General features: G+C 70.4%; 15 protein-coding genes. 9 read left to right on the top strand and 6 right to left on the bottom strand.

What is annotated here, in order from left to right; translation table 11 throughout:
- Nucleotides 1–47: 47 nt before the first annotated feature.
- From ACQEVY_RS28690 to ACQEVY_RS28680, 3 genes are all read right to left on the bottom strand, one after another.
- On the bottom strand, nucleotides 48–1568 hold the full coding sequence (locus tag ACQEVY_RS28690) for a DUF5719 family protein (RefSeq protein WP_432952265.1): 1521 nt from the start codon (nucleotides 1566–1568) through the stop codon (nucleotides 48–50).
- Complete coding sequence (locus ACQEVY_RS28685) at nucleotides 1565–5284, bottom strand: glycosyltransferase (protein WP_432952264.1); 3720 nt, start codon at nucleotides 5282–5284, stop codon at nucleotides 1565–1567. The genes ACQEVY_RS28690 and ACQEVY_RS28685 overlap by 4 nt, the downstream gene beginning before the upstream one ends.
- Before the next feature lie 179 nt (nucleotides 5285–5463).
- Nucleotides 5464–5727 (bottom strand): WhiB family transcriptional regulator, encoded by a 264-nt coding sequence (locus tag ACQEVY_RS28680; protein ID WP_119102212.1) that lies wholly within the window; start codon nucleotides 5725–5727, stop codon nucleotides 5464–5466.
- A gap of 708 nt (nucleotides 5728–6435) precedes the next feature.
- On the opposite strand from ACQEVY_RS28680, the gene ACQEVY_RS28675 reads away from it, so the two are divergent.
- The 4 genes from ACQEVY_RS28675 (at nucleotide 6436) to ACQEVY_RS28660 (ending at nucleotide 10647) form a co-directional block, all read left to right on the top strand.
- Nucleotides 6436–6969: a cysteine dioxygenase gene (locus tag ACQEVY_RS28675; RefSeq protein ID WP_432952263.1), complete on the top strand. Its 534-nt coding sequence runs from the start codon at nucleotides 6436–6438 to the stop codon at nucleotides 6967–6969.
- A gap of 60 nt (nucleotides 6970–7029) precedes the next feature.
- The gene (gene cofD, locus ACQEVY_RS28670; protein WP_432952262.1) at nucleotides 7030–7989 is read left to right on the top strand and encodes a 2-phospho-L-lactate transferase; all 960 of its coding nucleotides are present in this window, start codon (nucleotides 7030–7032) and stop codon (nucleotides 7987–7989) included.
- Between the two features lie 35 nt (nucleotides 7990–8024).
- A complete protein-coding gene (locus ACQEVY_RS28665; protein WP_432955445.1) occupies nucleotides 8025–9368 on the top strand; it encodes a coenzyme F420-0:L-glutamate ligase in 1344 nt (447 codons plus the stop codon).
- 277 nt (nucleotides 9369–9645) lie between these two features.
- Nucleotides 9646–10647, top strand: a complete 1002-nt coding sequence (locus ACQEVY_RS28660) for a DNA-3-methyladenine glycosylase family protein (protein ID WP_432952261.1) — start codon at nucleotides 9646–9648, stop codon at nucleotides 10645–10647.
- A 430-nt stretch (nucleotides 10648–11077) separates the two neighbouring features.
- Here ACQEVY_RS28660 and ACQEVY_RS28655 read toward each other — a convergent pair whose 3' ends face one another.
- Nucleotides 11078–12160, bottom strand: a complete 1083-nt coding sequence (locus ACQEVY_RS28655; protein WP_432952260.1) for a sugar phosphate nucleotidyltransferase — start codon at nucleotides 12158–12160, stop codon at nucleotides 11078–11080.
- 118 nt (nucleotides 12161–12278) lie between these two features.
- Nucleotides 12279–13763: a peptidoglycan recognition protein family protein gene (locus tag ACQEVY_RS28650; RefSeq protein ID WP_432955443.1), complete on the bottom strand. Its 1485-nt coding sequence runs from the start codon at nucleotides 13761–13763 to the stop codon at nucleotides 12279–12281.
- Between the two features lie 111 nt (nucleotides 13764–13874).
- Between ACQEVY_RS28650 and ACQEVY_RS28645 the strand changes: the two genes are divergently transcribed.
- The 4 genes from ACQEVY_RS28645 (at nucleotide 13875) to ACQEVY_RS28630 (ending at nucleotide 19746) form a co-directional block, all read left to right on the top strand.
- Nucleotides 13875–14630 (top strand): TIGR03089 family protein, encoded by a 756-nt coding sequence (locus ACQEVY_RS28645; protein ID WP_432952259.1) that lies wholly within the window; start codon nucleotides 13875–13877, stop codon nucleotides 14628–14630.
- A gap of 238 nt (nucleotides 14631–14868) precedes the next feature.
- Nucleotides 14869–16023, top strand: coding sequence for an LCP family protein (locus tag ACQEVY_RS28640; protein WP_432955442.1), 1155 nt, complete (start codon nucleotides 14869–14871; stop codon nucleotides 16021–16023).
- Nucleotides 16024–16267: 244 nt separating this feature from the next.
- The gene (locus ACQEVY_RS28635; protein WP_432952258.1) at nucleotides 16268–18016 is read left to right on the top strand and encodes an LCP family protein; all 1749 of its coding nucleotides are present in this window, start codon (nucleotides 16268–16270) and stop codon (nucleotides 18014–18016) included.
- A gap of 77 nt (nucleotides 18017–18093) precedes the next feature.
- On the top strand, nucleotides 18094–19746 hold the full coding sequence (locus ACQEVY_RS28630; RefSeq protein WP_432952257.1) for an LCP family protein: 1653 nt from the start codon (nucleotides 18094–18096) through the stop codon (nucleotides 19744–19746).
- 22 nt (nucleotides 19747–19768) lie between these two features.
- Here ACQEVY_RS28630 and ACQEVY_RS28625 read toward each other — a convergent pair whose 3' ends face one another.
- Nucleotides 19769–20791: a glycosyltransferase family 2 protein gene (locus ACQEVY_RS28625; RefSeq protein WP_432952256.1), complete on the bottom strand. Its 1023-nt coding sequence runs from the start codon at nucleotides 20789–20791 to the stop codon at nucleotides 19769–19771.
- Between the two features lie 304 nt (nucleotides 20792–21095).
- On the opposite strand from ACQEVY_RS28625, the gene ACQEVY_RS28620 reads away from it, so the two are divergent.
- Nucleotides 21096–22457, top strand: coding sequence for an LCP family protein (locus ACQEVY_RS28620; protein WP_432952255.1), 1362 nt, complete (start codon nucleotides 21096–21098; stop codon nucleotides 22455–22457).
- Nucleotides 22458–22465: the final 8 nt, after the last annotated feature.

Raw genomic sequence — 22465 nt, 5'->3', positions numbered from 1 at the left:
GGCCACGCACAAGTAGCGGCCGAAAATCCCGCACGCGCGCGTGGGCCCTACTTCTGCTCCTGCAGCACCGACAGATCCTGCTCCGCGTCCGGCACCGCCACCATCCCCCGGTCGTCCGGCAGGGTCTGGACCGTGAACATCGGTATGCCGCCCTCGGGGATCTCCAGCGTCCGTGCGGCGTAGACGGGGCCCCCGGAGACGGGCTCGACGGTCAGCGCGTACGAGCCCTCAAGGCCGCTGGGAACGGGCGCCTCGATGTCCTGGGTGGTGCCGCCCTTGACCTTGTACGTCTTGCTCGCGGCAGTGCCGCCCTCGCTGCCGGCGGAGGCCGTGACCTTGACCTCGGCGGCCTCGGTGGGGGCGACCACGGAGAGCGTGGAGCCCTTGGAGCGGTTGTCGGCGGCCGTCGCGCGCGTGCCCACCGGGCGGGTGGCCGGGATGAACGCCGTCTCCTGCTTGTCGCCCTTGCCCCGCACGACCCGCAGCCCCGCCACCACCGGCACGGCCTCCTCGGTCGGCGTCAGCACCAGGGAGCCCGCCTCGCCGCGCGTGACGTCGCCGAGGTCGGCGGCGGCCGTCATTCCGGCCTTCACGTGCAGCGTCTCGTTCCCCGCGGGCGTGATCAGCCCGGACTGCGAGGCCAGTTGCAGCTTCAGGTCGGCGTCCAGGTCGCCGGGCGTGAAGGCGACCAGCCGTACGGATGTCGCGTCCTTGGGAATGCCCGGCAGTACGAGGCTGCCCGCCGGGTCCGCGGAGGCGGCCAGCCAGTCGCCGCCGAGCTTGTCGTCGAGGGCCTGGACGGCGGCGGCGACCCGCCCGCTGCGGACGCTCACGTGCACCGTGAGATCGCTCTGCTGCGCGTCGATCAGCGTGGACAGCAGCACCGGCTCTGTGGAGTGCGGCTGGACCTGAATGCCCTCCCCCGTCGCCGACTTGAGGCTGCCGTCCTTGCCGTACAGCTCGATGTCGACGACGGCTGTGGAGTCGTCGGGGTTGGTGAGGTGCACGTAGTCGGTGCGCTCCTCGGCCGTGCTGGCGCCCGGGAACCAGAAGTCCGTGTCCGGAGCGGTGCAGTTGGCGCCGAGCAGGCCGCGGCCGGTGCCGGATGAGACCTCGGTGGTCTGCTGGACGGTCCAGCCGGGGGCGAAGCCGCCTTCGGCAGTGCCGATCAGCGCGGGCGCGTCGGCACCGGACACCTCGCCGGTGACCGGCTTGCCGGGCTCCTTCGGCGTCAGGAGGGGCTTCTTGGCCCTCTCCTTGTCACTCGCCTTCTCCTTGTCGCCGTTTTCGGAACCGTCCGCCGACTCCTCACCCGCAAGGGCGAGTTCGGCCCTGCCCTTTGCGTCGGCGCCCTCCGTGGCGGGCGTGAACGACGTGTACGCGGTCTCGGCGACATCCGAGGCGCTGGGCTCCGGGCAGAGCAGGCTGGTGCGTTCCACAGGCATCTGGGTGGCCGTCTTCGCCGTCGTGTCCGAGCCGGAGGCCTCCGGCTCGGTGAGTGAGGCGAATCCGGCGACGGCGGCGAGCGCGGCCACGCCGGCGATCAGGGACACGGTGGGGCGGTTCACTGCTGGCTCCCGTCGGGTCGCTCACGGTCGGTGCCGTGCGGCGGCTGCGACTGCTGCTGCGGCTGTTGCTGCTGCTCGGGGTCGTACGACGCCTCGTAGCCCTGGGCGTACGGCTGCTGCGTCGGGTCGTAGGCCGGGGCCCCCGAGCCGTACGCGTACGGGTCGTACTGGCCTGCCTGGTACGGGTCCGTCTGGTACGGCTGCTGCCCATAGGTGCCCGCCTGGTACTGCTGGGCGCCCTGGTACTGATCGCCGTACGTGCCGTAGTCGGAGCCGGTTCCCGCGTACGCCGTCGCTTCCCACTCGCCATAGGGCTGCTGCTGCGGGACGGCGGCCGGGACCGGTGGCTCCTCCGGAGGAGGAGGCGGGGCGTCCGGCGTGAACTGGTCGTCCTGTGCTGTCTGTTCGGCCTCGGCCTGGGCGCGCAGTCGGCGTGCCCTGCGGCCTTCGCCGGCGACGGGCTGGGCGGGGACGACCGGCTCCTCCGGGAGGTCGTCGTCGACGTCGCGGCGGCGGCCGGGCAGGGCGAGCACTACGAGGACGACGGCGAGCGCGCCCTGGGCCCACAGCCAGCCGGTGTGGAGCGCCGGCGGCTCAAAGGTGACGTCCAGCCGGCCGTCACCGGCGGGCAGTTCGAAGCCCTGCGCCCAGCCGTCGAGCGTGGTCCTGGTGAGCGGCTTGCCGTCGAGGGTGGCGGTCCAGCCCTCGTCGGCGGTGTCGGCGAGGCGCAGTACACGCCCTGCCTCGCCGGAGGGGATCGTGGTGTGCACCTCGACGGGTCCGGCGGCGATGGGCTGCGGGTCGCCGGACTCGGGGACGATGGCCGCGCGGGAGACCTGCCGCTCCACACGCCACAGGGCGCTGCCGTCCTGCTGGCTCAGCCGGGTCAGGCCGGGCGTGGCGTCCAGGACGCGGCTGACCTCGCGGGGCGCTCCCTGGTGCACGAGTACGTAGCGCACGGCGAATCCGCCGAGCTGGTCGGTCTGGTCGGCTCCGGAACCGGCCACGAGGTTGGCGACCACGGAGTCGAGTTTCTTGTTCTCGCCGACCGCGGCGGCCAGCTCGGCGTCTCCGAGCCGGGCACCGGAGCCGCGTACGAGTGTGTAGCCGACCCGGGCGGTCGAGTCGCTGTCGAGGACGAGGGTGCGGGCCTGGTCGCGGGTGCCGCTCTCCTCGGCGACGAACGCGGGCACCTGGACGGGGTCACGCCGCTCCAGGGGCCCATCGGCGCCGCCGATCATCCACCCGGCGGCGACCAGCAGCGGGCCCGCGGCGGCGGCGAACGCGATGAGCGCGGCGACCGGCTGACGCCAGCCGAAGCTCTGCTCGGCCACCCGCGAGCGTGCCCCGTCGGCGCCGAGCGCGGCGGCGGCGAGGAGGGCGAGGCCGTAGACGAGCGTGGCGGGCCCGGCCCAGGCGGAACTGTTGGACAGGACGGCGAAAACGAGCCCTACTAGGGCAGCGGCCCAGGCCGTCCAGATTCCCAACTGACGCTCTGTGCGCAGCAGGGCGGCCAGCGCGGCGCACACGATGCCGATGAGCATCAGCCCACTGACGGTGCCGGGGCCACCCGGGCTGCCGCCCAGCAGATCGAGCGCGGACGCCGACCCCTCGCCGAACTCGAGACCGGCCTCCTGGAAGAAGCCGAAGGGCAGCAGCGACAGCGACCAGGGCGCCAGGACCAGCAGCGGAGTGCCGAGCTGCGCCAGGAAACGAAGCCCGTAGGCGACGATTTCACCCCGCCTCACGGCCAGCAGCACGAGGCCGAGGACCAGGGCGATGGGCCACACGATCGGCGTGAAGGCGGTGGCAAGGGTCAGCAGCAACGCATACGCCCAGGTAGCGCGCCAGCTGCCGCGCGCCGTCGTCGAGGCGAAGCCGCTCGCCGCGATGCCCGCGCGCGCGATGAGGGGCAACAGGACGGCGAGGACAGCGGTGCCGATGCGGCCGCCCGCGAGCGCTCCGGTGGCGGCGGGCAGGAAGGCGTACGCGATGGACGCCCAGGCCCGCAGCAGCCGCGACATGACGAGCGGCCGGGAGGCGAAGTACGCGGTGAAGCCGGCCAGCGGCACGGAACCGACGAGCAGGACGGTGACCGCGAGCCCGGTGGAGCCGAACAGCGCACTGGCGAGCAGCGCGACGAGCGCCAGATAGGGCGGCGCGGATTCGGTGCCCCCGGCACCGACGGGGTGCCAGCCGTCCAGGTAGCGCGACCAGAGCGCGGAGGCGTCGGCGGGTGCTGGCAGGAGGGCGCCGCCCGCGAGCGCACCGCCGCCGATCAGTTCACGGCAGGCGATGAGCGAGGCGAAGAGGAGCACGACGAAGAGCACGGGCCCGGGCTTGCGGGCGACGCGCTTGAGCCGGGCGAACTGCTCGATCTCCAGGAAGTCGGCGTCGTCACCGCCGGGCCCGGACTCGACGGCGCCGCCGTGCCGCCCAGCCGCGTTCAGCTCGGGGTCGGAGCTGCCCACGAGGTTGCCCGCGGCCTGCTCGATGGTGGCCCGCACGGTCGCACCCGGCGGCGGGAACAGCGCGCGCAGCTCCCCCTTGTCGACCTGTGGACGACCGCGCCTGCGCCGCCCGGCGATGATCCGCTCGGGCCGCAGCAGCGTCCCCAGAAGACCCCGGATCTCGTCGACGGCCTGTCCGGGAACCTTGCCGACGAGATACGCGACGGTGCGCAGCAGGGTGCCGAGCACGAGCCGCAGCAGCACCCAGGGCAGCACGGCGGTACGGGAGTTGACGAGCAGCGTGTAGACGGCGCCCGCCTTGTCGACCTTGTGCGGGGAGGCGGACGTACGGCCCACACAGTCGACGGTGCGCCGCTCGCGGGAGGCCGCCTCGGCATGACGTACGACCGCTTCGGGGGCGACGAGAACGCGGTGCCCTGCGGCCTGGGCGCGCCAGCACAGGTCGACGTCGTCACGCATCAGGGGCAGCCGCCGGTCGAAGCCCCCGAGCTGCTCGAAGACGTCGCGGCGGATCAGCATGCCGGCCGTGGACACGGACAGCACGGGCCGTACGTGGTCGTGCTGGCCCTGGTCCTGCTCGCGCCGGTCCAGGCCGGTCCAGCGGCGGCCGCTGTTGGCGATGGTGACGCCGACCTCGAGGAGCTGGCGACGGTCGTACCAGCCGCGGAGCTTGGGGCCGACGATCGCGACGTCCTTGCCGAGCTCCTGCTCGTTCTCGACGACCCGGAGGAGCTGGGCCAGGCTGTCGGGCTCGGGGGCGCAGTCGTCGTGCAGGAGCCACAGCCACTGGACGGGCTCGCCGTACGGCAGTTCCGGCATGTCGTACGCGTCGTCGCGCCAGGTCCGCGTCACCGGGTCCCAGCCGCTGGGCCGCTTCAGGTACGGCAGGTCGTCCGGAGTGAGCACGCCAGCCGTGCGGGCGGCCTCCTCGACGGCCTGGCCGAAGCCGGTGCGCCGGGCGAGGTGCAGCACCCGGTCGGCGCCGAGCGCTTCGGTGACCAGCCGGGCGGAGTCGTCCGCGCTCCCGGTGTCGGCCGCCACGGCGTTCTGCACCGGGCGGTCCTGACCGAGCAGCCCGGCGAGGGCGTCGGGCAGCCAGCGGCCACCGTCGTGCGAGACGAGCACGGCGGTGACCACGTGCCGCGGAAACTCGGGGGCGCGGGACGGGTCGAGAGCTGCCGGGCGTGACGGTTCGAACGCTGCGGCTGCGTCGTACTGAGCTGCCGGATGGCTGTGCGCGGACATCGAGGTACGGGCCCCGGTTCGATGGACTGCGGTGGACGCCTGTGCCCTGTGTGGGCACTGGGGTGTCTCGGACGGAGGCCCACACTAACGGCTGGACAAGACCGCGGCCCGCCGCCTGTGGATAACCCACCGGCGACGGGCCGTTCGGTACGAAATCTCCGGACGAGCTGGACGATCTCCTATACGGCTGCCTTCTTCAGGCGGCGCCGTTCACGCTCGGACAGGCCGCCCCAGATGCCGAAGCGTTCGTCGTTGGCGAGGGCGTACTCGAGGCACTCGGAGCGGACCTCGCAGGCGAGGCAGACCTTCTTGGCCTCGCGGGTGGAGCCGCCCTTCTCGGGGAAAAAGGATTCGGGGTCGGTCTGCGCGCAGAGCGCCCGCTCCTGCCAACCGAGCTCCTCGTCGGCCTCGTCGACCAGCAGTTCCTGAAACAGCTCGGTCATGTGCGCCCCTCGTCCGTCTCGCGTCCCCGTGATGCTGCCGTTACCGATTCCGGCTGAACGACACGAGTGAAATTACAAGTGTGCTGCTCCGGGCGAGTCAAGCCGAGATCTGCTATTGGGCCCCTTATTCACTCTGCGGAACCAAGGCCATGCGGAAAGTGTTCAAATCGGCATAAACCCTGACAGCAGGAAGAGACCCAGCCGGGACCGTCGCCCCGCACAGGACCTACACAGGGAAGGACGTCCGGGAGATCGATCTCAGTTCCGTCCGGCACTCGAAGCGAGCTGGATCACATTCCGATCACAGGATCGCAACGAGGTTTGCGTGCCCGGTTGTTGCGCCATGTGTCCCGGCGGACCCCAGAGCAAACCTTTCACCTCCCAGAGGAACCGGAAGGGGTGAAACATCTCGCGCATACGCCGACATAGCGGGCATCGAGTTGACAGTGAAGGGGTGAACCGCTGTCCTTGTGGGCATGCTCGCGAACTTGGCGCTCACCTCGACCCGCACCGCCGGGTCCCTCGGTGCTGCCCACGCTCGCTGTAGCTGTCGCTGTTGTTGTCGCAGCTGTTGAGCCTTCCCAGCGCTCCTGCTGCCGCCAGGTCCATCCGTACCTGGCCGCTGGTCCCCTTCGCCCGTGACTAGGGCGCTCCCAGATCTCCAGCACAGGCCTTCCGGCCTCTTCAGCCGAGGAAACACCGCACTCCATGAACAGCGACAGCGACCTTCAGATCGCCGGCGACATCCTTGAAGTCCCGCATCTCCTCCAGGCGCCGCGCGAGCATCCGTCCACCGTGGCCGAGTTCGTCGGGCTGGCCCGCTCCATCGCCGCCGACCGCTCCCAGTGGGAGCACCTCGTCCAGTACGACGCGACATCCCGGTGGTACCACCGGCTGCGCACCGGCCCCGGTTACGAGGTGTGGCTGCTCTCCTGGGTGCCAGGACAGGGCAGCGGGCTGCACGACCACGGCCCCTCCTCCGGCGTGTTCACGGTGCTGGAGGGCGCACTGACGGAGCGCACGGAGCGCGGCACCCGCGCATTGGGGGTCGGCACTCAACAGGTGTTCGCGCCGGGGTATGTCCACGAGGTGGTCAACGACTCGCTCGAGCCGGCCATAAGCCTGCACGTCTACTACCCCGGGCTGACCGAGATGCCGATGCACACGCACGCCACCCGCTGCGCCGCATCGCGCCCGCAGGAGCACGGGAGCCAGGAGCAGGGGGATGTCGTCAGCGCCTGAGGCAACCGGCTGACGCGACCGCGTGACGCGTTGTCGTACCCGCCTGCAAGACTGAGTCTCATGCGCATTGTGGTTCTGGCAGGCGGCATCGGCGGTGCCCGGTTTCTGCGTGGTCTCAGGCAGGCGGTGCCGGACGCGGAGGTCACCGTCATCGGCAACACCGGGGACGACATCCATCTCTTCGGGCTGAAGGTCTGCCCGGACCTCGACACGGTGATGTACACGCTCGGCGGCGGCATCAACGAAGACCAGGGCTGGGGGCGAGCCGACGAGACCTTCCACCTCAAGGAGGAGCTGGCGGCGTACGGAGTGGGGCCCGAGTGGTTCGGGCTCGGTGACCGGGACTTCGCGACGCACATCGTCCGTACGCAGATGCTGGGCGCCGGCTATCCGCTCAGCGCCGTGACGGAAGCGCTGTGCGACCGGTGGAAGCCGGGGGTCCGGCTGATCCCCATGACCGACGACCGCGTCGAGACACATGTGGCCGTCGAGGTGGACGGCGAGCGCAAGGCCGTTCACTTCCAGGAGTACTGGGTGCGGCTGCGGGCCTCCGTCGAGGCGCATGCGGTGGTGCCCGTCGGCGCGGACCAGGCGAAACCGGCGCCCGGGGTGCTCGAGGCGATCGCCTCGGCCGACGTCGCGATCTTCCCGCCGTCCAATCCCGTCGTGTCCGTGGGCACGATCCTCGCCGTGCCCGGCATACGGGAGGCGATCGCCGACGCCGGGGTGCCGGTGGTCGGCCTCTCCCCCATCGTCGGGGACGCGCCCGTGCGGGGCATGGCCGACAAGGTCCTCGCGGCCATCGGCGTGGAGTCCACGGCCGCCGCGGTCGCCGAGCACTACGGCTCGGGGCTCCTCGACGGCTGGCTCGTCGACACGGTCGACGCCTCCGCCGTGGACCGCGTGGAGTCCGCCGGCATCCGTTGCCGTGCCGTACCCCTCCTGATGACCGATCTGGCAGCGGCGACCCGGATGGCCCGTGAGGCGCTGGCGTTGGCGGAGGAGGTGGGGGGCGCTTGAGCGGCGGGGGTGTTTCGGGGCCGGATGCGCAGGAGTTGGCCGCGGCCGGGGAAGGTCCGGGGCGTGCGGTGCCCGGTTATCGGGTCTGGGCGCTTCCCGGGCTGCCCGAGATTCGTGAGGGGGACGATCTCGCCAAGTTGATCGCCGCTGCCGAGCCGGGGCTGCTCGACGGGGACGTACTGCTCGTCACCTCGAAGATCGTGTCCAAGGCCGAGGGGCGGATCGTCGAGGCCGACGACCGGGAAGCCGCGATCGATGCCGAGACCGTGCGGGTGGTGGCGCGGCGCGGGGCGTTGCGGATTGTCGAGAACCGGCAGGGGCTCGTGATGGCTGCGGCCGGGGTCGACGCCTCCAACACCCCTGCGGGGACCGTGCTGTTGCTGCCCGAGGACCCCGATGCGTCCGCGCGGGCGATACGGGACGGGGTGCGGGACGCGCTGGGCGTCGACGTCGGGGTGCTCGTCACGGACACGTTCGGGCGGCCTTGGCGTACCGGGCTCACCGATGTCGCCATCGGGGCCGCCGGTGTGCGGGTGCTCGACGATCTCCGGGGCGGCACCGACGCGTACGGCAATCCGCTCGGCGCCACCGTCGTCGCCACGGCCGACGAACTCGCCGCCGCGGGCGATCTGGTCAAGGGCAAGGCCGACGGGCTGCCGGTCGCCGTCGTGCGCGGGCTGCCCCACACGGTCATCACGGGCAGCACTGGCATCGATGAAGATGAGGGGGCGCGGGCCATGGTGCGCGGGGCGCGCGACGACATGTTCCGGCTGGGCACCTCCGAGGCCGTACGGGAGGCCGTCACCCAGCGGCGTACCGTACGGGCCTTCACCGACGAGCCCGTCGACCCGGGGGCCGTACGCCGTGCGGTGGCCGCCGCCGTGACCGCGCCGGCGCCGCATCACACGACGCCGTGGCGGTTCGTGCTCCTGGAGTCGGAGGAGTCCCGTACACGGCTTCTCGACGCCATGCGGGACGCGTGGATAGCCGACCTGGAGCGGGACGGGAAGAGCGAGGAGTCCATCGCCAAGCGCGTACGGCGGGGGGATGTCCTGCGCAACGCGCCGTATCTCGTCGTGCCCTGCCTCGTCATGGACGGCTCGCACGCGTACGGCGACGCGCGGCGGGACGGGGCCGAGCGCGAGATGTTCGTGGTCGCCGCGGGGGCTGCCGTGCAGAACTTTCTCGTCGCGCTCGCCGGGGAGCGGCTGGGGTCGGCGTGGGTGTCGTCGACGATGTTCTGCCGGGATGTCGTACGGGACGTGCTGGGGCTGCCGGGTGGGTGGGATCCGATGGGGGCGGTTGCTGTGGGGCATGCGGCGGAGGAGCCTAAGCCGCGGGGTGAGCGGGAGGCGGGGGCGTTTATTGAGGTTCGGTGACGGGTGGGGGTTGGCGTTTGGCGTGCGGGGTCCGGCGCCTGATGCCTGTCGTTTCCGTCTGGCGTCCGGCGTGCGGCCTCTCGACGCCATGCAGGGCGCCTGGATAGGCGACCTGGAGCGGGACGGGAACAGCGATCGGCTTCGGCGGCTGGCGGCTGGCGGTGTCGCCGCGGTCGGGCGCGGACCGTGCGCCGTTTTCGAACCGCGTTGCCAGTGGAGCGCCTAGTCTTTAGGGCGCCTCAGCGCCCCTGCTCCCGATACCCCTAGGACCCCCTCCGTGGCCGGACGTTTCGAGCCCCGACCCACGCGTACGACCGTGCGCGGCGGGCATGTTTCCGGCGCCGGGCGCGTGCCTCGGCAGGTCGCGGCGCCCGGGCGTACGCGTAGCTGGACGCCGCCCGGGCCGCTTGATCTTGGGCTCGTGCTCGGGCCGTTGCGGCGTGGGCCCGCCGATCCGACGTTCCGGGCCATGCCGGACGGGTCCGTATGGCGGGCCAGTCGTACGCCCGCCGGGCCCGGGACCTTGCGGGTTTCCATGCGGGGTGGGGTGGCCGTGGGGGAAGCCTGGGGGCCTGGAGCCGACTGGCTGCTGGAGCAACTTCCTCAGATGCTCGGGGAGTTGGACGATCCCTCCGCCTTCGAGCCGCGGCATCGGCTGGTGGCGCTCGCGCGGCATCGGCGGCCGGGGCTGCGGCTGACGCGTACGGGGCTCGTTATGGAGTCGTTGATTCCGTCGATTCTTGAGCAGAAGGTCACGACGGAGGAGGCGTATCGGGCTTGGCGGCTGCTTGTACGGAAGTACGGCGTGCCGGCGCCTGGGCCTGCGCCCGGGCGCATGTACGTCATGCCGGAGCCGCGGACTTGGGCTCTGATCCCCTCTTGGGAGTGGCATCGGGCCGGGGTGGACAACAAGCGGGCGTCTACGGTTTTGCGGGCGGTTCGGGTGGCTCGGCGGTTGGAGGAAGCGGTGGGGTTCGAGCCGGTTGCTGCGCAGGCTCGGCTTGAGCTTGTGTCCGGGATTGGGCCGTGGACTTCGGCGGAGACCGTGCAGCGGAGTCATGGGGCGGCGGACTCGGTGACCGTGGGGGATCTGCATCTGCCGGGGATTGTGGGGTTTGCGCTGGCGGGCGACCGTGATGCGGATGACTCCGTCATGTTGCGGTTGCTGGAGCCGTATGCGGGGCAGCGGCATCGTGCGGCTCGGCTCATTATGTTGAGCGGCCGCACTCCGCCTCGGCGTCAGCCACGTATGCCCCGCGGGGACATTGGGCGGCTGTGAGTGTTCCGGGTGCGGGTCCGGGTGTTTCGCCCCCGCCGCCCCTACCCGTCCCATCCTCGGGGCTTCGCCCCGAACCCCACCAGGGGCTCCGCCCCTGGACCCCGCTGGGGCTGTGCCCCAGACCCCCATCGGCCTAGCGGCCTCGTCCTCAAACTCCCCCAGCTACCGCTGGGAGGTGCCCCCAGACGGGCTGATTTTGCCCGGGCGGGCGGGAAGGTTCGGGTGGGTGGGGGAACCGCCTGGACGGCCTCGTCCACAAGCGCCCCCAGACGGGCTGGGTTTGCCTGGGGTGGGCGGGAAAGTGCGGGTGGCTGGGTGGCGTGGAGGGTGGGGGGAACCGCCTGGGCGGCCTCGTCCTCAGGCTCCCTCAGCGGCCGCTGGGGCGCCCCCAGACCGGCTGGTCATGCCGGAACTGAGCTCAAAGCAGCGGTCACTGATCCGACGAGAACCGCACCGCCCCCGCCGGCAGTGCCGCATCGCACCACACCCGTACGCCCTCCCTGAGTTCGTTGTCGGGGCCCACCGTTGCGCCGTCGCCCACCACCGCTCCCGTGAGGATCGAGCGCGTGCCTACCTGGGCGCGGGCGCCGATCAGGGAATCCGTGATCACTGCTCCTGGTTCCACCACCGCGCCCGCCAGGATCGTGGAGCCGGAGATCCGCGCGCCCGAGCCGATCACCGCTCCCTCGCCTACCACCGTGCCGCCGGTCAGCTTCGCGTCCGGCGCGACTGTGGCTGTCGGGAGGACCAGGCAGTCGCCGCAGCGGCCGGGGACTGCCGGCGAGGGGGCGCGGCCGAGGACCAGGTCTGCGGAGCCTCGTACGAAGGCTTGGGGGGTGCCCAGGTCCAGCCAGTAGGTCGAGTCGACCATGCCCTGGAGGTGGGCGCCTGAGGAGAGAAGGTCGGGGAACGTTTCGCGTTCTACCGAGACCGGGCGGCCGGACGGGATCGTGTCGATGATCGAGCGGCGGAAGACGTAGGCGCCGGCGTTGATCTGGTCGGTGACGATCTCTTCGGGGGTCTGGGGCTTTTCGAGGAAGGCCTGTACGCGGCCCGAGGTGTCGGTCGGGACCAGGCCGTACGCCCTTGGGTCCTCGACTCGGGTCAGGTGCAGGGAGACGTCCGCGCCCGAGGACTGGTGGGTGGCGACGAGGGCGGGTATGTCGAGGCCGGTGAGTATGTCGCCGTTGAAGATCAGGACGGGGTCGTCGGGGGCGGAGCGGAGACGGGAGGCGACGTTCCGGATGGCGCCGCCCGTGCCGAGGGGCTCGACTTCGGTGACGTACTCGATCTGGAGCCCCAGCGACGAACCATCGCCGAAGTAGGGCTCGAAGACCTCGGCCAGATAGGAGGTCGCGAGCACTATGTGCTCGACCCCGGCCGCTCTGGCTCGCGCCAGCTGGTGCGTGAGGAACGGTACCCCGGCCGCCGGAACCATCGGCTTCGGCGTGTGGACCGTGAGCGGCCGCAGCCGTGTGCCCTTGCCGCCGACCAGGAGGATCGCTTCTGTCACCTGTCGTCTCTGCTTCCCTGTGGGGCCGGCCGAACGTTTGTCGGCCGGCCAGTGTATTCAGCCGTTCGTTGGCCGTGGGGAGCCTCTTGGGTGGCCGTGGGGGGCCGCAGCCCCGACCTCAACGTCCCTGGAAGCGGGCCGAAGTGGTCCTGGCTTGGTGGAGCTTGGCGTACAGCCGTGCGCCCGGGCACTCGGTGGCGAAGCCGTCCCGGTGTCCGGAGATCACGTTCAGTCGCACATTCTTACCTTTTCGGAAGAGGTTGCCACCTCCCGACTTCAGATATGTCTTGCCCGCCGGATTCGCCCCGTAGAGGCCGAGCTTCCACGCGGTGAGTCTGGCCACGCCCTGCACCGCGGCGCTGGGCGGGTTCGTGCCGTTGTAGCTGCCGAGGACGGCGATCCCCATGCTGTTGCTGTTGAACCCGAGCGTGTGCGCGCCCTTGACCGGCTTGGTCACGCCTCCGGCCCGGCCCTCGTAGATGTTTCCGCACTTGTCGACGAGGAAGTTGTACCCGATGTCCCGCCAGCCACTGCTCTTGACGTGGTAGCGGTAGATGCTGCGGATGACCGAAGACGCTTGCGAGCAACGGTAGTTGTTGCCCGAGGCACTGTGGTGCACGAAGGCGGCCCGTACGGACTTGGTGTAGCTGAAGTGCCGCTCGCGCAGGCTCTCGTCCGCGCCCCAGCCGCGGCGGGTGACGATGCGCGGGCGCGGGCCGATGTACGGGTTCGTGGCCGCGCCCTCGGCGGCCTCGATGCCGCGGGTCGCGAGGAAGTCCTCCTGCGTCTGCTTCCGGGTCAGTTCGGGGATGGCGGTGGCGCCGAGCGGTGCGAGGTCGGCGTTGACGGCGGATGCCGCGGCGGACTCGGCGGTGAGTGAGACGGCGTTCGGGGCCTGCAGTTCGGGGCCCTGGGGCGGGGGCTCCTCGCCGGGGTCGACGAGTTCGAGGCGCAGTCCGCTGGGCAGCGGCTGGCTGGTGACGGCCCGTCCGTCTCCTTCGTGGCCCCCTTCGTGTTCGTGCAGCTTGGTCTGTACGCGCACTTCCACGCCGTCCGACTCCCCCACCCACAGCGGTGCCGTTGAGCCTCGTACCCGTCCGGAGGTCCGCTCGTCGGATTCCGGGTCGGCCGCGTGCTCCAGGTTGTGCGTCTCTACGTCCTGCCAGGCGGACCATGTGCCGGTTTCAGCGGAGCGGGTACGGACCTGGACGGTGCCCCGCAGTTCCGTGTCCGGGTCGTCCCAGACGACGCCGACCAGCGAGAAGCGGGGTACGTCGCGCCGGTGCAGCCCCTGCACGGAGGCCGCACCGAGGGAGCGGTCGCTGGAGAGCGGGACGAGGGGGAGCGAGCGGGTGCTGCCGGGGACGGCCGGTGTTTCCGGGCTGGCCGGCCCGGGCACTTCGACGGCCTCCGGTTTCGTGAAGACGGCGGGTCTCGCGACTGCCGCCGATCCATCGGCGTTCACGGATCTCTCCGCGTTCGCGGGTCTCGCGGTGTCCGCCAGAGCGCTGGAGGGGGACGTCAGAGGGAGGGCCAGGGCGGCCGCACACGTCACGGCGATCGAGGAAGCAAGGTATCCACGCATGCCCCTGATCGTGGACATAGTCATACTTATCTGTCCATCCGGGACTTGACGGACCGTCGACCGGCACTCCTCCGAACCGGTGGCCCGGCCTCCCCCGCCCGGCCGAGGGCCCGCGTACGCTTTCCTCTCGTGACCGCCACCGACCGCACCCCTGCCGACCTGCTGCGATCCGCGCTCGCCGCGGACCCCGCGCGCCCCCTGGTGACCTTCTACGACGACGCCACCGGCGAACGGGTCGAACTGTCCGTGGCCACCTTCGCCAATTGGGTGGCCAAGACCGCCAACCTCCTCCAGGACGAGCTGTCCGCCGAGCCCGGCGAGCGGGTCGCGCTGCTGCTGCCCGCGCATTGGCAGACGGCGGTGTGGCTGCTTGCCTGTTCCTCGGTGGGCGTGATCGCGGACGTCGGGGGCGAGGCGGCTGCCGCCGATCATGTGGTCGCGGGGCCCGGCCAGTTCGAGGCGGGGCTCGCCTGCGCGGGCTCGCGGATGGCGTTGTCGCTCGCGCCACTCGGCCGCCGCTTTTCGGCTCCGCCTGCGGGGTACGCCGACTATGCGGTCGAGGTCCCCTCGCAGGGCGACCGGTTCCAGCCGTACGCTCCCGTGGACCCGGAGGCGGCCGCGCTGATCGTGGCCGGGGCGGAGTTCACGGGGGCGGAGGTTGTTGAGCGGGCTCGGGCCGATGCCACGGGATTTGGCCTTACGGGGCCTGGGTCGCGACTGCTGTCGGGGCTGTCTTACGACACGTGGGAGGGGCTCAGCGCCGGGCTGTATGCGCCGCTTGCCACGGGGGCTTCTGTGGTGCTGTGCCGGCATCTGGATCAGCTTGGGGAGGATGCGGTTGCCAAGCGGATCGAGAGTGAACGGGTGACGGCTACGAGGCGGTAGTCGCAGAACGTCTGGGGACTACAGGTCGTATAGCGGCTTTCCGTCCGTCGTGGCTGGTCGCGCAGTTCCCCGCGCCCCTAAAAGACCTGCGACTCCCCTCACCGCCCTCGCAGAGAAGCACCCCTCCCCCATCTGGCCCAGCCCACAGGCCCCCCGCCCCCACCCAGTCCATGGTCGTAAGAGCACGACACGCTCGTACGCCGTGAGGGGTGGAACCGAAGTGAGCGGCAGCCGACGTATGGGACCCGGTCGGGGTGCTTCGCCGACCGGGGCCGGCGGTGTGCGGCGGCGGTGGCTCAGGTATGGGGCTGTGGGGCTGGGGGTCGGGCTGCTCGCTGCTGCGGGGGGTGGGTGGGCCGTGTACGAGAAGCTGGACGGGAACATCACGGCGGACGAGGCTGCCGCGGCCGAGCTCGCTCGGTACGAGAAGGAGCGGCCGACCGCGTTGGTGAAGGACGCGCAGAACATCCTGCTGATCGGGTCCGACTCCCGCGCGGGTGAGGAGAACCGGAAGTACGGGCGGGACTTCGGCATCGAGCGCTCCGACACCGTGATCCTGCTGCATCTCGCGGCGAACCGGCGCAGTGCGACCGCCGTTTCGATACCGCGCGATCTGATGGTGGACGTGCCGGGCTGCCGGCGCCGGGACGGCAGCCGTAGCGAGCCGGCGTTCGCGATGTTCAACTACGCGTTCCAGGCCGGGGGTTCGGCCTGCACGATCCGTACGGTGGAGAAGCTGACGGACATCCGGATCGACCATCACATGGTGGTGGACTTCAGCGGCTTCAAGGACATGGTCGACGCGGTCGACGGCGTCGTGGTCTGCCTCAAGGAACCGATGAACGACCGCGCGGCCAAACTGCGGCTGCCCGCGGGCAAGGTGAAGCTCGATGGCGAGCAGGCCCTCGGCTACGTACGCGCCCGCAAGAGCGTCGGCGACGGCAGCGACACCGAGCGGATGGAGCGCCAGCAGCGGTTCCTGGGCGCGCTGGTCAGCAAGGTCCGCAGCAATGACGTACTGCTGAATCCCGTGAAGCTCTATCCGGTGCTCGACGCGGCGACCTCGTCGCTCACCACGGACCCCGCGCTGGCGAACCTGCGGGGCCTGTACGACCTGGTGCGCGGTCTGCGCGATATCCCCACCGAACGTGTGCAGTTTCTGACGGTGCCGAGGGAGTCGTACCCCAACAACCCCAATCGGGACCAATTGGTAGAAGCCGAGGCGGAGAAACTCTTCGAGCGGCTACGCAGGGACGCTCCGGTCGAAGTTTCGGACAACTCGGGCCGCCAGAACGGCAAATCGGACGGAATGCGGAATGACGGGCCCTCACCGTCCGTAAGCGCCCCACCCACTTTCCGGGGTAACACGGCTGCCGAGGACCCGTGCGGTTAAGCCCCGAACGCGTCTGCGAGTAAAGAGAACGCCAAGCTGGGGAACATTCGTCCAAAAATATGGGGCGGATTGACCGGTTGTAAGACGTGGAATTTGTCACCGGCGTCCCTTGACGGTGATCCGGCCGGATAGTGTGAGCGGTCCGGTGCACCCGGCCATGAGGTCATGCACCTGCTTGAACGAGACCGGGCGCTTTTTGAGGGGAGAAGGCGCCGCGTGGCCCCGACGGAGGACTGACACAACCGTGGACGCGCAAGGCCGAGGGCGGGCGGACAATATCGACCCCGCAGACCAGTGGGTACTCAATCCGAACACCGGTGACTACGAATTGCGACTGGGTCCTTCCACAGCGCAGCCGGCGGTCCCGGGCCCTCGCTCCTCAAGAACCGCGACCGCAGGTACCGCCGCGCCACCGCGCGGCCGTACGGCGCCGGGGCGGGAGTACCGGGGATCGCCGGAGGTGGCGCCGGCGCCCGACGTCGTGCCGGGCCCGCGCAGGCGGCGCCCGCCGCAGGGGCCGCAGCCGAGCCGCCGCAAGGGCAGGCCGCAGAAGCCGAAGGGCAAGAAGATAGCGCTGTGGACCGGCGGCACGATGGCCTTCGCGCTGGTCGCCGTGTCCACCGCGGGCTATGTCTACGTGAAGCACCTCGAGGGCAACGTCTCCACGACGGACGTCGGGAGCGCGGGCGCGGGGAACTTCAGCAAGGACGAGGCCTTCAACATCCTGATCATCGGTACCGACAAGCGCACCGGCAAGGGCAATCAGGGGTACGGCGACACCGGCAACGTCGGGCATGCCGACACCAACATCCTGCTGCATGTCTCCAAGGACCGTACGAACGCGACCGCGATGAGCATTCCGCGCGACCTGATCGTGGACATTCCGGACTGCGAGACCAAGCAGGAGGACGGCTCCACCAAGGTCATCGCCGGCTCGCAGGGCGTCCGCTTCAACACGAGTCTCGGGCAGAGCGGCCGGGACCCGGGCTGCACGATGCGTACGGTCAAGGAGGCCACCGGCATCTCGGTGGACCACTTCATGATGGCCGACTTCAACGCGGTGAAGACGCTGACGTCTGCGGTGGGCGGGGTCGAGGTCTGTCTCACCAAGCCCGTCGACGACCCGGAGTCGAAGCTCAAACTGCCCGCGGGCACGTCGACGGTGGAGGGCGAGCAGGCGCTCGCGTTCGTCCGTACCCGGAAGAGTTTCGGCAACAGCGGTGACCTCGACCGGATCAAGGTGCAGCAGCAGTTCCTGGGTTCGCTCATGCGGAAGATGTCCTCCAGCGACACTCTGACCAGCCCCACGAAGCTGCTGAAGCTGGCGGAGGCCGCCACCAAGGCGCTGACCGTCGACACCGGCATCGGCAAGGTCAGCACGCTCAAGGACGTGGCCCTGGAGCTGAAGAAGGTTCCGCCGAAGAACGTCTCCTTCGTGACCGTGCCGGTGATAGACAACCCGACCGAGCAGGTCAAGGCCACGGTGGTCATCGACGAGACGAAGGGCCCCGAGATCTTCTCGATGATCAAGGACGATGTCTCGCTCACCGAGGTGAAGAAGCAGCAGAAGAAGGAGAAGGACGCGGTCGCCGCCCGCCTCAAGGGGTCCAAGGCCGACCCCGCGGACGTACGCGTACGAATCCTCAACGGCGGCGCGGCGCCCGGCTCCGCGCAGGAAACCCTCACCTACCTGCAGAACGACGAGGGCGTGCTCAAGTCGGAGAACGCGGGTAACGCCGAGACGACCCTGAAGAAGACAACCCTCGAGTACGCTCCCGATCAGGCAGACCAGGCACGCAGGCTCGCCGACATCATGGGCCTGTCCGGGTCGGCCATGAAGCCGGGTGAAAGCGTGACCAACTCCCAGGGGCTACCGGCGATCACGCTGACCCTGGGAGAGGACTTCGAGGGGGCTGGGGAATCCCTCACCGCTCCGTCGACGGCGCCGGATGTGGATAAGTCCACGGCGGACAAAGTCGAGTGCGCCGAGTGACCTGAAGGGCCTGCCATACGTCTACCAAGGCGTATGGCAGGCCTGTTCAGTGGTGCAGGGGTGGGGAGGCAGCGGGCATGACGCAGAGTGGTGTGCGTGGAGAGCCGACGCGACCACGCGTCCAGCAGGCTCAGGAGCTGGGCCGGGACGACAGTCCGCGCGATGACACCGCGCCGGACGGCGGCGGCGACAGCGGGGACGGCGGCGGTGCGGGAGGCAGACGGCGCGGCGGCAGAAGACGGCCACGGGGCAAGCGGGGCATACTCCGCTGGTCCGCGATAACCCTGTCGGTACTGATACTTGGCACGGCCGGCGCCGGATACGTCTACTACTGGCATCTGAACAACAACATCGACAAGGGCGAGCGCAGCAGCGGCGACTCCGACGCCAAGAAGGCGGAGCCGAACGCGGCGGGCCAGACTCCGCTGAACATCCTGCTGATCGGTTCGGACAGCCGTAACTCCGAGGAGAACGTGGAGCTGGGCGGCAGCCGGGATCAGATGGGCAGCAAGCCGCTGGGCGACGTCCAGATGCTCATCCACCTGTCCGCGGGCCGGAAGCACGCCTCGGTGGTGAGCGTTCCGCGCGACACCCGGGTCGACATCCCCGAGTGCGAGGACCCCGAGACCGGCAAGACCTACCCGGCGACCAACGACATCATCAACGTCTCGCTGGCCCGCGGCGGAGCCGGCTGCACGCTCGCCACCTGGGAGAACCTCACCAATGTCTATATCGACCACTGGATGACGATCGACTTCGCGGGCGTGGTGAAGATGGCGGACGCCATCGGCGGTGTCGAGGTCTGTGTGGAGCACAACGTGTGGGACCGGGGCGGCTCCGGTCTCAAGCTGACAAAGGGCAAGCACAAGGTCAAGGGCAAGCAGGCCTTGCAGTGGCTGCGCACCAGGCACGCCTTCGAGAGCGACCTCGGGCGCGCCAAGGCCCAGCACATGTACATGAACTCGATGATCCGCACGCTGAAGAAGCAGAACGTCTTCACCGACGGCGGCCGGCTGATGGGCCTGGCCGAGGCGGCCACGGAATCCCTGAAGGTCTCCGAGGAGATCGGCCAGGTCGATGACCTGTACGGCCTCGGTATGCAGCTCAAGACGGTGCCGACCGACCGCATCACCATGACGACCATGCCGAACGACGTAGACCCGCAGAACCCCAACCACCTGGTGCCGAAGGGCGCGGACGCCGAGCAGGTCTGGTCGATGATCCGCGACGACGTGCCCTTCGACAGCAAGGGCAAGGACGCGAAGAAGAAGCCGGCGAAGGAGCAGGAGCCGGTCTCCGACGACCCTGCCGCCGAGGACGGCGAGATCGGCATCGTGGTGCAGAACGGCACGCGCTCCGACACCCTCGGCCCGGTCGGCGGGCGGGCGAACGCGGTGAGCCAGGCGCTCGTGGAGAAGGGCTTCGGCAGGGCGACGGCGGACGGGACGGTGGCGCTCGCAGAGCCCAAGACGGTCGTCCGCTACCCGAGTGCCGAGTTGGAGGGCGATGCCCAGCGCGTCGCCAAGTCGCTGGGGATTCCGCTGAGTTCGGTGAAGCGGTCGACGGACGTGTCCGGTGTCACGCTCGTCGTGGGCGCCGACTGGCGCGAGGGCACGGCCTATCCGAAGCAGTCCAAGCCCGAGGCCGGGGATGTCCCCGCCTCCGCCGACGCCCTGAACGGCTCGGACAGCGACAAGTGCATGCCCGTGTACGAGCGCTACCGCTGGTAGTTCCCCGGCGCCGCCGCGGTGCTCAGCTCTCCGCGAGTACCGCGGGCCGCCGGGACGCGATGACCTTCCTGGCCAGTGCGCGGGGGCTGGTCAGGAAGCCCCAGCCCCACGACATGTGCATCGTGGCGAGGGCCACGGGGATCTGCAGGCGTGCCTTGAGCGGGAGGCCCTTGCCTGCCGGTACGGAACCGGCGGCGATGGCCGCGAGATAGCCGCCCGGGACGACAAAGCCCCACGGGGTCAGCGCGGCGCCCGCCACCAGGCCCGCCGCTATCCCGCACACCGCCACCGGCGGCGCGAGGTAGCGCAGGTTGATGGAGCCTTCGTGGTAGCGGGCGACGACGTGGCGCCAACGCCCGTAGTCCTTGTACTGCTTGGCGAGCGCGCGCACCGAAGGCCTGGGCCGGTACGACACCTTCAGCTCGGGCGAGAACCAGATCAACCCGCCCGCCTCACGGATCCGGAAGTTCAGCTCCCAGTCCTGGGCGCGGATGAACTCCTCGTTGTAGCCGCCCTGTTGCTCCAGCGCCTCGCGCCGGAAGACGCCGAGGTAGACCGTTTCGGCCGGGCCCGCCTGACCGCCCGTGTGGAAGGCGGCGTTGCCGACGCCGATCTTCGAGGTCATCGCGGCCGCGACGGCACGCTCCCAGTCGTTCTCGCCCTCGGCGTGCATGATGCCGCCGACGTTCTGCGCGCCGGTTTCCTCCAGGAGACGTACGGCCGTGGCGATGTAGTTCGGCGAGAGCATGCCGTGGCCGTCCACGCGGACGACGATCGGATGGCGGGAGGCCTTGATCGCGGCGTTGAGGGCGGCCGGCGTACGGCCCGTCGGGTTCGGGACGGTGTGCACGCGAGGGTCTTCCCGTACGAGTTCGGCGGCGATCTCGTCCGTACGGTCCGAGGAGGGACCGATGGCGATCACGACCTCCATCTCGCCGTCGTACTCCTGGGCGAGGATCGCTTGGACGGCTCCGCGCAGATGCCGCTCCTCGTTGAGGACGGGCATGATCACGGATACGGCGGGGAGGCGCCCGTCGGAATTCACGTGCTGGGGTTCCTTCTCGTCTTTTCGGCAGGGGGTCCGGCCCGCCGCGCAGCGGCTGTCGGGCGCAGCGCCCCCGGGAAATGCGGCATCAGGCCGTACGTTACCGCGAACGGGGGACACCGACGCGCGCCGCCCGGCTTGCTGCGCCGGGCCGCAGATCGTATGGGCCTACCGTTCTCAGCGGTCCCCCACACCCGCCGACGCGGAGGTGTCCCCCTTGCCCACGCCGCCCCGCAGACCCGCTCGCCCGCCGCGGCAGCGCCCAGCGCGGCCGCCCGCTCGGCGCAGGCGGCCGGGGTGGCCCATGAGGGTGGTGACCTCGCTCTCCGTTGCGGTGCTCGCGGCGGCCGGCATCGGGCACGCGGTGGTCTCCGGCGTCGACGCCGACATCGACCGCGTCGACCCCTTCAAGGACATGAAGAACCGGCCCGAGCAGGGCGACGGCATGAACGTCCTGGTCGTCGGCACCGACGGCCGCGAGCGGATCAGCAAGGCGCAGCGCGCGAAGTACCGCCTCGGCGGCGCGCCCTGCCGCTGCACGGACACGATGATGATCGTGCACATCTCGCAGGACCGTAAGCGGGCCAGCGTCGTCAGCCTGCCGCGCGACTCGTACGCCGAGACGCCCGCGCACACCGACCGCACCACCGGCGAACGGCACCGCCCGCACGCCCTCAAGCTCAACGCCGCGTACGCGGAGGGCGGGCCCCAACTGACCGTGCGTACCGTCGAGAACATGACCCGCGTGAAGATCGACCACTACCTGGAGGTCGACTTCACCAGCTTCATCAAGACGGTGGACGAGCTCGGCGGCGTACGGATCTGCACGGTGCGCCCGCTGAAGGACTCGTACACCGGACTGAACCTGCCCGCCGGGACGCACGATCTGAATGGCGGTCAGGCACTTCAGTACGTACGGTCCCGGCATATCGACGGCGCCTCCGACCTCAGCCGGATGCAGCGCCAGCAGCGATTCATGGCCGCGCTGGTCGAGCGGGCCACCTCGACCGGTGTGCTGCTGAACCCGATGAAGTTCCGCGATGTGACGCAGGCCGTGCTCGGATCGGTGCGGGCGGACAAGGGCTTCGGCCCGGACAAACTGGTCGATCTGGGGTGGGCGATGCGGAACTTCTCGCCGTCGTCCTCGGAGTTCGCGACCGTCCCGATCGCGCGGATGGGGTTCCCGGTGAAGGGCATCGGCTCGACACTGAAGTGGGACGCGAAGAAGTCTGAGCGGATCTTCCGTGCGCTGCGCGAGGACCAGCCGCTGGCCCCGCATCACTCCCCTTCCAAGGCCGTACGCGTCGACGTGGCGCCGCAGCAGATCCGCGTCCAGGTCGAGAACGGCACGGCCACGCCGGGCCTCGGCCGCCGCGTCGACGACGCGCTGTCCGCGACGGGCTTCAACACGACGGGCGCCCCGAAGAACGCCCGCGACCGCACCGTCGAGCGCACCCTCATCACGTACGACCCCGGCTGGAACCGTTCCGCCAAGACCTTGGCGGCGGCCCTGCCGGGCAGCCAGTCGCGGGCGGTCAAGGGGCAGGGCCCGACGCTGAAGGTGATCGCGGGCTCGGACTTCCAGCGCGTGACGAAGGTACGGGCGGAGGACGCGCGGCGCGGGGAGGCCGGAGTGGTCACCGGGGACGAGGTGGCGTGTCCGTGAGGCCCCGC

The organism is Streptomyces sp. CA-288835 (assembly GCF_050936385.1).
Taxonomy (GTDB): Bacteria; Actinomycetota; Actinomycetes; order Streptomycetales; family Streptomycetaceae; genus Streptomyces.
Note: the sequence above shows the minus strand (reverse complement) of the source record. Positions and strands in the feature narration are given on the sequence as shown.